This window comes from Streptomyces sp. NPDC007157, from assembly GCF_040634235.1.
Classification (GTDB): Bacteria; Actinomycetota; Actinomycetes; order Streptomycetales; family Streptomycetaceae; genus Streptomyces.
On the sequence record NZ_JBEYFE010000007.1, the window covers coordinates 162,718 to 176,670 of the forward strand.

The 13,953-nt window shown below is 69.3% G+C and carries 10 protein-coding genes; 4 read left to right on the forward strand and 6 right to left on the reverse strand.

Annotation, left to right across the window (positions count from 1 at the left end; genetic code table 11):
* Window positions 1-237: 237 nt before the first annotated feature.
* The gene (locus ABZ642_RS15310; protein WP_360482916.1) at window positions 238-1,032 is read right to left on the reverse strand and encodes an SGNH/GDSL hydrolase family protein; all 795 of its coding nucleotides are present in this window, start codon (window positions 1,030-1,032) and stop codon (window positions 238-240) included.
* A gap of 1,450 nt (window positions 1,033-2,482) precedes the next feature.
* Window positions 2,483-3,910 (reverse strand): ricin-type beta-trefoil lectin domain protein, encoded by a 1,428-nt coding sequence (locus tag ABZ642_RS15315; RefSeq protein ID WP_360482919.1) that lies wholly within the window; start codon window positions 3,908-3,910, stop codon window positions 2,483-2,485.
* 120 nt (window positions 3,911-4,030) lie between these two features.
* Between ABZ642_RS15315 and ABZ642_RS15320 the strand changes: the two genes are divergently transcribed.
* Entirely contained in the window at window positions 4,031-4,363 is a 333-nt protein-coding gene (locus ABZ642_RS15320) for a hypothetical protein (RefSeq protein WP_360482922.1), read from the forward strand.
* 276 nt (window positions 4,364-4,639) lie between these two features.
* Here ABZ642_RS15320 and ABZ642_RS15325 read toward each other — a convergent pair whose 3' ends face one another.
* Window positions 4,640-4,924: a hypothetical protein gene (locus ABZ642_RS15325; RefSeq protein WP_360482925.1), complete on the reverse strand. Its 285-nt coding sequence runs from the start codon at window positions 4,922-4,924 to the stop codon at window positions 4,640-4,642.
* 225 nt (window positions 4,925-5,149) lie between these two features.
* Here ABZ642_RS15325 and ABZ642_RS15330 point away from each other — a divergent pair, with 225 nt between their 5' ends.
* Both ABZ642_RS15330 and ABZ642_RS15335 read left to right on the forward strand, forming a co-directional pair.
* Window positions 5,150-5,794, forward strand: a complete 645-nt coding sequence (locus ABZ642_RS15330; protein ID WP_360482928.1) for a class I SAM-dependent methyltransferase — start codon at window positions 5,150-5,152, stop codon at window positions 5,792-5,794.
* A gap of 490 nt (window positions 5,795-6,284) precedes the next feature.
* Window positions 6,285-9,401 (forward strand): VCBS repeat-containing protein, encoded by a 3,117-nt coding sequence (locus ABZ642_RS15335; protein WP_360482931.1) that lies wholly within the window; start codon window positions 6,285-6,287, stop codon window positions 9,399-9,401.
* Window positions 9,402-9,686: 285 nt separating this feature from the next.
* On the opposite strand, the gene ABZ642_RS15340 is transcribed toward ABZ642_RS15335, so the two are convergent.
* Window positions 9,687-10,943, reverse strand: a complete 1,257-nt coding sequence (locus ABZ642_RS15340; RefSeq protein WP_360482934.1) for an ATP-binding protein — start codon at window positions 10,941-10,943, stop codon at window positions 9,687-9,689.
* Window positions 10,944-11,109: 166 nt separating this feature from the next.
* Complete coding sequence (locus ABZ642_RS15345) at window positions 11,110-12,285, reverse strand: PP2C family protein-serine/threonine phosphatase (protein ID WP_360483463.1); 1,176 nt, start codon at window positions 12,283-12,285, stop codon at window positions 11,110-11,112.
* Between the two features lie 289 nt (window positions 12,286-12,574).
* Between ABZ642_RS15345 and ABZ642_RS15350 the strand changes: the two genes are divergently transcribed.
* The gene (locus ABZ642_RS15350; RefSeq protein ID WP_360482937.1) at window positions 12,575-13,198 is read left to right on the forward strand and encodes a histidine phosphatase family protein; all 624 of its coding nucleotides are present in this window, start codon (window positions 12,575-12,577) and stop codon (window positions 13,196-13,198) included.
* Window positions 13,199-13,421: 223 nt separating this feature from the next.
* Here the strand turns inward: ABZ642_RS15350 and ABZ642_RS15355 are convergent, their stop codons facing one another.
* The gene (locus ABZ642_RS15355; protein ID WP_360482940.1) at window positions 13,422-13,952 is read right to left on the reverse strand and encodes a hypothetical protein; all 531 of its coding nucleotides are present in this window, start codon (window positions 13,950-13,952) and stop codon (window positions 13,422-13,424) included.
* Window position 13,953: the final 1 nt, after the last annotated feature.

A 13,953-nucleotide genomic window follows, 5' to 3' on the forward strand; every position in this document is an offset into this window, starting at 1 on the left:
ACAGCGGGCGCCCGTGGGTCATTCTGCCTCAGATCTGCAAGGTGGCCAGGCCGGAGGGGCGTGGGGGAGCGCGGGGAGGCCGACCTCATCCACCGGCTGCCTCCGGCTGCCTTCGGCTCCCACCGGCTGTCCACCGGGCGCGCACACCGGCGTGGCGGCGCATGGCGGCCTGGTGCGCGGCGTTCCGCGCGCAGGCACCCCGGCGGCCCGGGATGCCTGCGCGTGGTTGTGGGCCGGTCAGCTGTTGGCGTTGAGGACGGGGTAGAAGCCGGAGGCGTGGCCGGTTGCGGTGGGGTGGTAGGACTCCCAGGTCGGCGAGATGACGATGGAGTGCAGCCAGTCGTCGCCGGAGCACAGCTCGTGCCCGTTGAACGTGGTGCGGACGTCACCGAAGACGAAGCCGTGCGTGGCGGCCCTGCCCTGGATGACGCTGTCGAGGACGTCCGAGGCCTCGTCGATCTTGCGGTGCTTGGTGTCGCTGAGCCCGATGCAGAAGACGTTGAGGGTGTACAGGTGCGGGTAACCCAGCACGACCACCTTGGCGTTGGGGGCCTTGGCCCGGATCGCGTCGTAGGTGGCGTCGAGGCGGGCGGGCAGGGTGTTCCGCGCGTAACTCTCGGCCTGGTTGACCCGGTTGACGCAGTCGGAGTCCGAATCCGTGGCGCAGGCCGTCATGACGTCGGCGAAGCCCGCGTCGTTGCCGCCGATGGTGACGGAGACCAGGGTGGTGGAGGAGTTCAGGGGGCCGAGCTGGGAGTTCGTCACGTCCGTGGTGACCGCGCCGGAGCAGGCCGTGTCCGCGAAGGACGACGGGGCGTGCGCGTTCTTCCAGAGGTAGGGGTAGGAGCTGAGGCTGCGGTGGCAACTACCGCTCGCGCTGTCGTAGTTGCCCGCCCCGTTGCCGGCGGAGTAGGAGTCGCCGAGCGCGACGTACACCGGGCCGGCGGCCTCGGCCGGAGCGGCCAGACCCAGACTGATGAGTACTGCGGCGCCCAGGGTTGCGAGCACGGACAGCGACCTGGTTGATCTCACGGGACCTCCTGAAGTGGAATGTCGGATTCCATCGGGTGGCACACGAAAGGGGCGTGTGGGCGAGGCGTGTGAGGTGCGTGTGACGTGCGCATGACAGATCAACCCTCTTGCGGCACTCCGCGTTCGCGCCCTGGTCTCACGGGGACGGGACCAGGGGCGGGTGAACAGGGAAGGCCGCCGCGAGAGGGCGGTGAGATGCCCCCGACGGGCCGGTGGGGGCGGTGTGGGTGCCGCGAGGAAGCGGCCGGCTGACCGTCAGCGCATGTCGGTGCCGTACGTGTGCGGCGTCCCGGTCACGGGCCTGGAGGCGGGAGTTGAGTTACGCGCGTCGCGGGCGGCACAGCCGCCGGAGGCGGGGGTGAGTGTCCTGGCACGGTTGGATGCCCTGCCGTGTGACTCGCCGCGCGCGGTGCGGACGTGGCCGTCGGCGGTCGTACCGGCGTCGCGGGTGTCGTGCGCGCCGTGGGCGTGGCGTGTGCGGTGTGTACGTCGGCGGCGGGTCGGTGGCCTGTGTGAGGTGCTCTCACCGCGTTGCGGCCGTCCGGGGGTTGCGCTCGCGCGTTCTGCGGCGGCCACGCCACCGCAGGAGGTGATGGTGGCGGCGGATGGGGGCTCGGTGAACTTCGGGCGCCTACTTGGCGGGGACCCGCCCGGGTGGACGGTGGTGCGAGTGCTGGGGGTCGTGGGTACGGTTGCCGTCATCGGGCCGGACGCTGTGGCGATCGGTCCCGTGCGTCTCGCAGTGCTGGGCTTCTTGATCCGCATGCGGTCCTCCTGTGGGGGGATGCGGGTCAGAGGGGCGAGTGGGCACGGCACGAGCCCACCGGTGGGCGGCCCCGACGTGCTCCTGACAAGTTCAATTCTGAAGTATCGGGAGTTCAGGGGCCGTCGGCAAGCCATCGGTCGCAAGAAATTACGCGCGTAACACCTGGCTCTCCACCACGCCTCCGGCAGCTCCGGCCGCCGCTGCGGGCGCAGTCGTCGCCGGGCGCCACCGGGCGCGGACTGTGAGCCGGATCAGGATGTCGTACCGCGGTTCCACCCTCCGTGTCGCTGCTCCGATCGCCGCGACCTGCTTCTGCGACAGGGTGATCTTTGCTCTACCGAGCCGGTGGAGCGCCAGGGCTTGATCAGGCTCCGTAGCTCTCCCGGTTGTTGGTGATGCCCAGAACGGTGACTGCCAGTTCGGGTTCACCGCGGATCGCCCGGGTGGTCGTGGCGATGTCGTCGGCTCCGAGGTTCTCGGCACGCCGATGGCAAGGTTGCGGAAGGTAGTCATGGCGCGGGTCGTGCACCCGTTGCCCGAAATCTCAGCGGCTTTGGCCGAGTTGGTCGACCTACCCAGTACCGGCACCGGGCATAGCCCGGTGCCGGTACTGGCCGGTTCCCATCCGCTGCAGCCCAGCGCGTACTCGTTGCGCCGGGCTGCAGCGGGTGGTGTTCTTGCCTGTCAGGTCGGCAGGTGGAACTGCTGGTTGGTGCCGCCGGCGCAGGTCCAGATCTGCAGCCGGGCTCCGTTGGCCGTCGACTTGTCGGTGACATCGAGGCACTTGCCGGAGGCGGGGTTCACCAGGGTGTCGCCGCTGCTCCGCTGCCAGACCTGAGCACCGGTGCCGTTGCAGTCGTACAACTGGACCTTCGTGCCGTTGGCGGTGCCGGCGGCGGTGAGGTCCATGCACTTGCCGAGACTGCGGATGGTGTTGTCGGAACCTACGGTCCACTGCTGGGCCGTGGTGCCGTTGCAGTCATACATCTGAACGGCGGTGCCGTTGGCGCTGCTTGCCGCCGCGACGTCCACGCACTTGCCGCCGAGGCCGGTGATCTGGCCCGTGGAGCCGGTGGGCGGCGGGGGAGTCGTACCACCGGTCACGGTGTTGAGGACGCTGGAGAACTGCCAGGCGCTCTGTGGGGTACCGCTACAGGTGTCGGAGAGCTGGCCGTTGGTGGCGCACGCCTTGTCGCGGCCGAGTGCCCAGAACGCGAGTTCCTGGATGCCCTTGGACTTGGCGAAGTTGGCGAGCGTGGTGGCGTTGCCGGTGGTGAAGATCTCGCTGACGTCGTCGTTGACCCCGATCATCGGGGTGTTGCCTTCCATCGCCCACAGCTGGGCGTCGGACTTCTCCGGCCAGATGGTGCCGAGCTGGGTGCGCAGGGCGGTGGCGGCGTCGGTGGCCGCCTTGCCCATGTCCCGGGTTCCGTCGTAGTAGTCCATCGTCATGATGTTGACGAGATTGACGGTGAGCCCGTTGCTCTTGGCGTTGGACAGCAACTTCGTGCCGTTGTCGTCCAGGCCGTTCGGCATGGACGGCAGGGTGTACTGGACGTCCAGCTTGCGCCCGGCGGCGGCGTACTCCTGCTGGAGCTGGGCGAGGGCCTTGTTCCGGCGGTCGTTGGCGGCGGTGTCGGCGATCGCACTGCCCTCGATGTCGAAGTCGACCCGAGTGAGGTTGAGGGCGTCGACGACCTTCTTGTACTGGGCCTTGAGCGAGGCCACGGTGGTGCAGGCCTGGGCCTCCTCGGTGCCGGAGGCGCCGCCGAAGGAGGCGATGACGTCGCCGCCCGCGGCGCGCAGGGAGTTGATCGCTGACGTCCAGCCGGCGTCGGTGACGGGAGTGTCGCCGTTGAACATGGCGTTGCAGCCGCCGCCGTCGATGACGAAGGCGAGCGTGAAGTACTTCAGGCCTGTGGCGTTGCGGGCGTTGGCCATGGCCGAGGGCGAGTTCCACGTCTCGACGTACGGCGCGGCGTAGTGGGCGGGGAAGCCAGGGCCGGGGTTGGTCGCGGCGCTTGCGGAGCCGCCGGTGGCAACGAGGACGGTGGCAGCCGTCGCGAGGACAGCGGGGATGGTGGCGAGGGCTCTGGCAGCGGATCTGATCACAGGACGGCTCCTGTCATGAACGCGGGACGCGCGAGGTGGGGGTGCCGAGACAGAGCATTCGGGAGCTGCAGCAGCAGTTCACGTAGCTGAACGATGGTTCCTCTGCTGAACCATCGATGGTTGAAGACGGTATGGACTAGACCAGCTACGCGTCAATACCCCGTACATCGACAGCAGTTCACGTGGCTGTCTCCGAGGCATGCCCTCCACAGAGACCCCCGGCGGCGGGCGAGGTCGCGGAGACCCTTCTCCCCGGCCGCTCACCTGACCACCGGCCTCGCCTCCGACGGCCTCCAGGCCACCGGCTCCACCGCCGACGACCCCTCCCGCAAGGACACCGCCACCAACGGCACCACCCCGACCGTCGGCTACCAGTCCGGCACCGGAAGCTTCTCCTATCGCGACACATGGCAGCCCGACGCCCTCTCCCAGCAGGCCGACCGCTACACCTGACTGGCCTGCTATGCGCTGGGCTGGGCGGCGTTCGACTGGATCCCGGAAGAGGCGCCGGAGACGCTGAGCGAACTGCTGCCCCAGCATGTGGGAACGCATGGTGCACAGGTCGGACGTCGCCCAGTCGCGAGGGCGCTGGTACCCGGCCGCACGCGCCGCAGCGGTCCCGTGGCCTGCGGCGCACCCGGCTCGGGCGTCCCGCAGGCCGGGTGGACCACATGGGCGGGGAAGTGCCGGGTGGCCGGCCCCTACCGGATCGGTCGTGTGTTGGGGTGGTCAGGCCTCGAGGAGATCGCCCGTCGCGGGCTTGTGTCCGGGAGCGGCCACGGTGCGTCGGCGGGCCAGTACTCCGGAGTACCAGTAACCGCCGACCATCAAGGCGATGAGGACGAGGGTCTCGGTGCTCCCCAGCACCCACGTGGAGGCGCTGACCGCCTTGTCGGAAAGCCTCGGTAGATCCTCGGGGGATATCGCGGTTGCGGAATGCTTGGCTGTGTCGGCCTGGAACGCCTGGTTGCGGGCGGAGCCGTGCAGGAAGGGCGCGACGAAGAGGAGTGTCATGCCGAGGAGGGTCTCGACGGAGACCACCGCGGGGAACTGACGCAGCAGGATGGTGCGCAGTGGGCGCTCGTCACCGGCGGCCCGCAGTGCGTCGATCCGCGGGTGCAGCCAGAAGCGGGGGTGGTTGGCCCCAGCGGATCGCAGGGGGCGTGTGGCGGTGTGATCCGTCGTTGATCTCGGCTGATCTGGTTCGTCATCCTGATCGCTGCCCTACTCTGTCGAGCCATGAACGCGGACCGCTGGTTGGCAGACACCCGGACCTCCTACGACACGGTCGCGGTCAGCTATGCCGACCAACTACGCGAGGCTCTGGCCGGGGCGCCCTATCTTCGGGCGGCTCTAGCGCTGTTCGCCGACTTGGTGCACGCCGCCGGCGGTGGGCCGGTGGCGGACGTGGGCTGCGGACCTGGACACGTCACCGCTCACCTGTACGAGCTGGGTGTGGACGCTTTCGGCATCGACCTTTCATCCGTGATGATCGACGTGGCTCGGCGTGACCACCCCCGCCTGCGGTTCGAGGTGGGCTCGATGACCGACCTCGACCTCGCCGATGCTTCAGTCGTCGGCCTGCTCGCATTCTGGTCGTTGATTCACGTCCCCGACGAAGCGGTGCCCACGGTCTTCGGCCACTTCCGGCGCGTGTTGCGTCCCGGCGGACCATTGCTGCTCGGCTTTCATGTCGGCGACGGGTCGAGGCTGAAGACGCAGGGCTACGGCGGCCACCCGATGAACGTCCACGTTCACCGTCGCCGGCCTGACCAAGTGGCGGGCTGGCTACGCGATGCCGGGTTCACCGTCGAGGCCCAAATGCTGATCGACCCCGACGAGAGCGTTCCAGGTGCGGTCCTCTTCGCGCGCCGACAGTCCTAGCCACGTCAGCAGGCCAGTTGCAGGCGACCATGTTCAGTGGGACGGAATGCCCACCAGCTGTATCCCCTACCCCGCCGACATGTCCCGTCTGGGCCGATCTGGGCCCTGTGTCAGGTCAACGGGACCAATCCGCAGGCCGTCTCAGTAGATCTGGTCGCCGCAGCTCCCAGCCTTGGCCTCGGACCAGATCTTTTGAGACGGGGCACGGAGCCCCGGCCGTTCTTCCAGGTCGGCGCTCGAACCGGTCGCGAATGATCACAGCTTCCCAGGCTGAGACCGCGAGTTCGATTCTCGGCACCCGGTCCATGGGGACACCCCAGGTCGGTGGTCTGGGGTTCGTTGTTGTGAGCGTGATCGAGCCACTGCCTGCCTGAACCGGGTGGCATGCCGCCCCCTCTCACCTGCGAGAGCGTCCCTGCCTTTACCAATCCTTGGTAAGATCCGGCCACTTGTGCGAGGGTACGGACCCTCGTAGGGGAGGGAAACTCACGTGGGCAGACACGCCCTGAGACGGGGCGGGCTGACCGCCGCCGTCTCCTTGCTCGCGGTCGCCGTCGCGGCCGCGTCCGTCGTGCTCTTGTCGGAGGGCGGCGGCTCCGCGGAAGCGGCCGGGGCCGACACCACCGCGATCACACTGGTCGACCCCAGCTCCACCACACCACGCACCGACCGCCCTTACGTCGCGGGCGACACCGGCTTCCTGCACCGGCAGACCGGCAGGACCGGACTGCTGTGGACCGACTACGCGACCGGCAGAACCGTCACCGTCGAGAACGCCGACGGCGTCTACACCCCGGGCACCGGCTGCACGTCCATCGCCTCCGAGTGCCGTAACGCCTGGTACGGCTCGGACGGCGACCTGGTCGCGCTGCCGGCCACGGCCAACGACGCGTACGCCACCCTGTGGGATCCGGCGACGGCCACCTCGAAGAAGGTGAGCTGGAACGGCTCCGTCCAGTACGGCCAGGGCTACTACCGGGCCCTCGCCGGCGACACGATCGTCACCAGCCAGGCCCTGATCGACAAGGTCGACGGCGAGTGGCGCACCCGCAAGGTCACCGGTGACGCGACGAGCGTGGGGAGCGAGGACGTCCTCGCGGCGGACTCCGCCGGTGTGCTCTGGTCGCTCGGCACCAGCACGATCGGCTACATCGACGTCGCCTCGGCCGTGAACACCTACGCGTTCACCGACGCCACCTACGCCTCGCACTACGTGATGAGCGAGGACCGCATCGGCTGGTACGAGGCCGGCAAGGCCGAGCTGCACCTGAAGTCCCGCACCGACCTCACCGCCGCCGAACAGGTCGTCACGCTGCCCGCCAACCCGGGCGAACTCGACGGCGATCCGGTCCTGGTCGGCCACTGGCTGTTGCTGCCGCTGTCCTCCGGCGCGCTCGGCTCCCGGCTGCTCGCGGTCGACGTCGACGATCCCTCGGTGCAGCAGACCCTGCTGGCGAGCGCCGGCGAGTACACGCTGGCGGCGGCTGACGGCAGCGCGCTGGTCACCGGCGGCACCGACGCCACCGACTGGTGGGTGCGGCGGGTGAGCCCGGCCGAGGACGGCACGCTGAAGCAGGCGAAGGTCCAGCAGGCCCCGGCGGTGGAGAACGCCAAGACGGGCATCGCGCTCAGCCGCGGCAGCCTGCGGGTCGCCGAGGACGACCCGAAGGCCACCGCGGACACCACGTCCGTGCGCACCCTCACCACCGACGGCTCCGGCACGCTGACGGCGTCCGAAGCCACGGCGAGCGGCTCGATATACGCCGCCCTCTGCCCGTACCAGGGCGCCACGTGCTCGGCGCTGTGGGGGAACCTCAACGCCCGGGACGTCTACCTCGACGCGAACGGCGGCACCGACGAGGGCGAGGGCCTCGGCGACGACCGGCTGGTGGAGATCGGCGGCAACGATCTGGACTTCGGCGGCCGGGGCGGCCACATCGTCGACGTCTCCGACGACTACGCCGTCTTCGACTCCGGCGGCACCTCCCCGGCGCAGTACGTGGGCCAGTTCGGCCAGGGCCAGAAGCTGAAGCGGTCCGTGCGCGCCGCCGCCCTGAACAGCTCCACCCTGTGGAGCGCCTCCACCGTCGGCAAGCTGACCTCGTACAGCATCCCGCAGGCGAAGACGCTCACCACGGTGACCGTCCCCGGCCTGGCCTGTGTGCCGAGCGAACTCCAGGCGGCGGGACGCTGGGTGTACTGGGCCTGCGGGACGGACTCGGCGGGCGTGTACGACACCAAGGCCGGTACGTCGAGGGCGGTCACCCCCGGCGACGTGCTTCTCGGCGACGGTTTCACCGTCCGCCACGACCATGGCGCGGGCACGCTCGTCCTCACCGAGGCGGCCACCGGCACCACGCACACGATCGCCTCCGGCCTGGCCGACAAGGGCCTGACCGTGGACCGCCGTTACCGCTGGACGGTCGACGAGTACACCGGCCTGGTCGCCTGGTTCGACGAGTACGAACGCACCCACGTCACCACCACGGGCATCGCCCCGTCCGCCGTGACGGCCTTCGAGACGGAGGTCGGCGACTACGTGGTCCCAGGGGCGTCCTTCCAGGGCGCCTGGGTGCTGTCCCGCCCGGTCACCTCCTGGTCGCTCACCTTCACCTCGGTCCAGAGCGGCGCGAACGGCAAGGCCACCCGCACCCTCACCGGCGGCGCGACCCCGGGCCGGGTGTCGGCGACCTGGAACGGCAAGACCACGAGCGGGAGTTACTTCCCGAACGGGCACTTCACCTGGACCCTGAAGGCGACCGGCCTCGGCACCGCCACGGCGAACACGGTGAGCAGCGGCAAGGGCTTCCTGCAGCGCGGAGCCGCGGTGCGCCGCGACTTCGTCAGCCCCGACGGCCCGGACGGGCGCGGTGACCTGCTCACTCTGAACTCCTCGGGCGGGCTGACCTTCCACAGCGGCACGGGGACGGGCAAGTTCGGCGACAAGTACACGGGCACCGGCTGGCCCACGACCATCATGGCGATCCCCTTCGGTGACCTCAGCGGCGACCGCTGCAACGACGTCCTCGTCCGCTACAGCAGCGGCGCGCTGCGGCTGTACAAGCCGGGCTGCGGGGCGGCGGTCAAGCCGTCGACGTCGTACACGACCCTCGGGACCAGCGGCTGGACGCAGTACAACGCGCTCACCTCGCCCGGCGACGTGAGCGGTGACGGACGCCCGGACCTGATCGCGAGGAACTCGTCCACCGGAGCGGTCTACCTCTACAAGGGGACGAGCACCGGCAAGCTCGCCTCCCGCGTCAAGCTCTACGACAACTGGAAGGGCTACAAGAAGATCGTCGGCGCCGGTGACATCACCGGCGACGGCAAGGCCGACCTCCTGGCCCAGGACACGTCCAACAACCTCTACCGCTACAACGGCAAGGGCGACGGCACGTTCGCGGCCCGCGTCAAGGTGCTGTCGAACTGGGGCGGCTCGTACAACGCGGTCGTCGGGGTCGGCGACATCACGGACGACGGCAGGCCGGACCTGGTCTCCCGCGACACCAGTGGCAACGTGTGGCGCACCAGCGGTGACGGAAAGGGCTCGTTCGGTACGCGAGTACGGATCGCGAGCGGCTGGAGCGGCTACAAGCTCCTCTCCTAGAAGGCGAGTTCGGTCTTCCAGGGCGCCCGGGGACTTGATGTCCCCGGGCGCATCTCGTCGTGGGCGGTCCATAAGTCCCTTGGGGGAGCGGGCACTTGACAGCCGAGGCCTGCATCAGAGCGGGACAAGTCATGGTGCCTGTCAGTTGTCAGGCCAGTTTGTGGGTGGCCCTGTGCGCGCGTCCGACGTCCGGAACGAACAAGGCGTGGGGCCGGCACGTACGAGTTCGATCCTCGTGTCCACCGCAGGCATCGGACGCTGTTGAAAATCCTGTGCGCCGAATCGTCAGCCCTTCGCCAGGATGAGTCGGAAATGAGCACCCTTGAGAATCGGGTGGCCGTCCGCGCGGGAGGCCAGCAGAAGGGCGCCGTCGGCCGCTTCGGCGATGTCGCGGGCGCGGTGCAGACCGTCGCCCCGGCCCTCGCCCTTGGTGGAGCGGCCCGCCCGGAAGACCAGGTCCTCCCGGCCCTGCGGGTAGGTGATCCCGGCGCCGTTGTCGCGGACGTCGACGAGCCACTCGTCGCCGTACGGTTCGACGTGCACGGAGACGCGTCCTGCCTCCGAACCGGTCAGTTCCTCACCGGCGTTCGCCAGCAGCTCGTAGAGGAGCACCTGGGCGGCGCGGGCGCTGATCCGCGCCACGGCGGCGCCCGGTCCGCCGGTCTCCACCTGTACGCCGGGGAACGCCTGCTGCCACAGGCCGATCGTCTCGCGCAGCATGGGCACGAGATCGGTTGTCCCGGCCACGCTCCGCTCGTCCACGGAAGATTCGGCGGTCTGCTGCGCCAGTCGCGCCAGCCGAGCGTCGAGGTCGGCGGCCGGGGCGGCCCCCTCCAGGGCGGCCAGGTACTCGTCGTAATCGTGGCTGAGCCCGTGCCGCCGGGACTCCCAGAGGCGTACGGCATGACCGTGGTCCTCGTGCGCGGCCGCCTCCGAGTGTGCCGCCCAGTCCCGCAGGGCCGTCTCCAGCCGCTGCTCCGCCCGCTCGCCCAGCAGGGCGAGCACCCCGCAGCGGCGCAGCCGGACTCGCTCCGCGGAGGCCTGCTCGGTCAGCCGGAGACGGCCGAGCCCGGCCATGGCCGCGGTGAGTACCTCGGCGTCGGGGACCAGGTCGGCCGTGAGCTGCGCCGCCGCCAGCAGTTCGTTCGCCGTGACCTCCTCGCCGGCCGGTGCCGCGGCCAGCGCCGCCCAGAACGCGATACGGGCGACCCGTGACGAGCCGAGCGGCCGGAGCACCGTGTCCTCGACGGCGGCCGTGAACTGCCGCTCCTGCCGCCACCGGGACAGCCATCGTTCGCCCCCGCCGGCGCGGCCCTGCCGCTCGGCCAGGGCCTGGAGGAACAGGTGGAGCAGCGTGGAGTCCCAGCCGGTTGCGAAGGCAAGCGCATCGACGACGACGATGCCGCCGAGCCCGGTCAGGTCGAGGATCCAGCGGAGCGTCGCCCATCGTGTGGCCTCGTCCGGTCCCAGCCGCTCGTCGAGTGCGTCCGGGGTGCGGCCGACGAATGTCGCCAGCGGCCACTGCCGTCCCAGCAGGCGCACAAGTGCTGTGGACCGGCCCGTGCGCAGGGTGGCGAGCTGGAGGGGTCGGACGGCCCCGGGGTCGCTCGTAGCGGCTGGGGGAGGGCGGCATGCCAGGCTTCCGGCAGGAGGCGCGACGCGAGAGTTACTCAGCGGCGGCCCGGCGCCGTCCAGGTGAGCACCCTGATCACGGCTGCCGCTTTGTGCGGCTGGCCGAGGCTTGTCCGACGTCCGCGCCGGAGCTGACGTGTCGTTGGGTCTCCTGGGGGCCGTGCCAGTCCAGACACATCACGGTGGCGTCGTCATCGAGCCGGCCGTGGGCAGCATCCCGGACCGCGGATGTCAGCATCAACGCGGTCTCCCGCGGGTGCAGGCTTCGGGTGCGCTCCAGCAGGGCGCGCAGGTCGACCTTCTCCCCGTGCCGTTCGACCATGCCGTCGGTGAACATGAGCAGACGGTCACCATGGCGCAGATCGAGGTCCTGAATGCGGTAGGGGAGGGTCGCGAACTCGGACAGCCCGAAGGGATGGTCCACCTCGCAGGTGATCACCTCCACAGTGCCCTCACGCATGCGCAGTGGCCAGGGGTGCCCGGCGTTGACGAGGTGGGCCTGCCCGGTGTGGAGATTGATGCGCAGCAGCTGCCCGGTGGCGTGGCCGTGGCCGTGGGCGACGAGTGCCTGGTCGGCCCGGTGGGCCTGTTCGGCCAGACCGGCTCCTGCGCGGCGGGCCCCGCGCAGCGCGCTCACCAGGACCGTGGCGGCCAGAGCGGCATCGATGTCGTGGCCCATGGGATCGGTCACCGACACGTGCAGTGTGTCCCGGTCCAGGGTGTAGTCGAAGGTGTCGCCGCTGAGATCTTCGGAGGGCTCCAGGCTTCCGCACAGTGTGAACTGCGCGGCCTCGCACGACAGCGACGAGGGGAGCAGCTGGTACTGGATCTCTGCTGCCAGGGTGGGCGGTCTGGAGCGCTTGCCCCAGGTGTAGAAGTCGGTGAAGCGCCCGTTGGCGATCACGATGTAGGCCAGGGCATGGGCGGCTTCCCCGACCTCATCAAGGATGTCCTCGCCGGGATCGACCGGCAGGAGCAGTTCCAGCAGCCCGATCGCATCCCCCCGGTTGGTGACCGGCACGATCACCCGCTGCCCCTGACCGGTCGCCTCCTGATACAGCCGCTGTGTACGGATCACCTCCTCGTAGACACTGCCGAACAAGGGGATCCGCTCCACCTTCCGCCCATCCTCCGCGGGGGCGGTCGACAGCCGCGCCACCGCCTTCCCTGTCAGGTCCACGATGAGGAAAGAGACCTTCGTGGCCTCGAAACGCCGCCGCAGGTCCTCCGCGATCACACCGACGGCATCCACCGGCGCCGCCGTCTCCGCTGCCGTCAGCAACCGGGGAAGTCCACTCTGCCCACCACTCACGACCGCAGTCCCTTCCACCCGCCCCGCCTACCAGCCTGAGAATCACCACAGCGAGCGTCGACGCATAAAAAGTAATAATAGGTGCAGATCGTTATGTTATGCGTTCACGGAAATGAGTTTGTTCCCCCGACGTCCGCTCGCCTGGCCCCAGCACGTTCGTGGAACCGGCCCATGGCGGTCGGCGTCCCTTCATGAGTCCGCAAGATCGACTCCACTGAAGGATGCGCCGATGACCGGTATGGCTGCCCGCTACCTCTATCTCACCCGCCACGCCGAGGCATCGTCGGACGAAAGCGAACTGACGGATGCGGGCCGCCACCAGGCAGCCTTGCTGGGGGAGCGGCTCCGTGGGGTTCCGCTGGCGGCAATCCACCATGGGCCACTCGCCCGTGCTGAACAGACCGCCCGGCTGGTCGGTGAACGGCTCGACGGCGTTCCCCGCCGTCGCTCCGACGCGGCTGGCGACTACCTCCCCTACCTGCCGACACGCGAAGAGCTGCCGCCGGAGGCAGCCGACGCCTGGATCAAGTTCCTGGACCAGTTCACGGCTGAGGAACGCGAGCAGGGCCCCGGGCTCGCGGCGGAGGCGCTCGCAGACTTCACCGGACCTGTCGACGGCGACCAACCGCGCCACGAGCTTGTCGTCACCCACAACTTCCTCGTCGGCTGGCTCGTTCGAGCCGCGCTCGACGCGCCGAAGTGGCGGTGGCTGGGCATCAACCATGCCAACGCGGCCCTGACCGTCATCCGCTACGCACCCGACCGCCCCCCGGCGGTCCTCCTCTTCAACGACACCGGCCACCTCCCCGCCGAGCTCCGCTGGACCGGCTTCCCGCCAGAGCTGCACGTCTGAGATCCATAGGGAGATCGATGCTGATCCATCGGAGGGCACATCTGAGCCTGTCGGCAAACGAAGGCACCCTCAAGTGATCGACGCACCACCCCCGGATGATCATGTGATCGTGGAGGCACAGGTGCGTGACCACGGGTTTTCGCCGGCTCAGCAGGATGAGATCTGCAGACGCCGGCGCGAGGGGCAGTCCCGATACGCCCCCGGCGACCACAGTCGGTGATCATCACAGGTCTCCGGTCGCACCCGTCTCCACGAAACTGACGACGCAACGACAGATGTCATCAAGGAACTGCGGCAGGTCGTCGGCAACCTTGTCGAACTCCGCGTCGTCCATGGAGGCGGACCGAGACCGGTGGATCGCGCCGCCCCGGTCGGCGACGTAGAGGACGCCCCCACCGTTCGAAGCGATCACCATCCCATGAGGGTCATCAGCTTCCGGAACGAAGACCGGCCCTTCCTCTGCGAGCCTGTGCAGGACATCGCGCGCCGAGTGGACGAAGTAGCCGTTGCCCACGTCGGGCAACACGACCTCCCCGATCGACTCGTAGAACGTCAGTAGATCCTCGAATCCCAGAACCTCCCGACCGTAGTCACGGGCCGCCCGAAGGTCCTCTTCACCGGCGACCCGGACTTCGTTCCTGCCCGGCTCGTAGCCGTACGTCTCCTCGAACGTCGACATCATGGAGTTCACCGCGCCCGTGAGCTCGTCACGCCACCGTGACAGCCATGCAGCCGAGTACGAGAGCTGATCCATG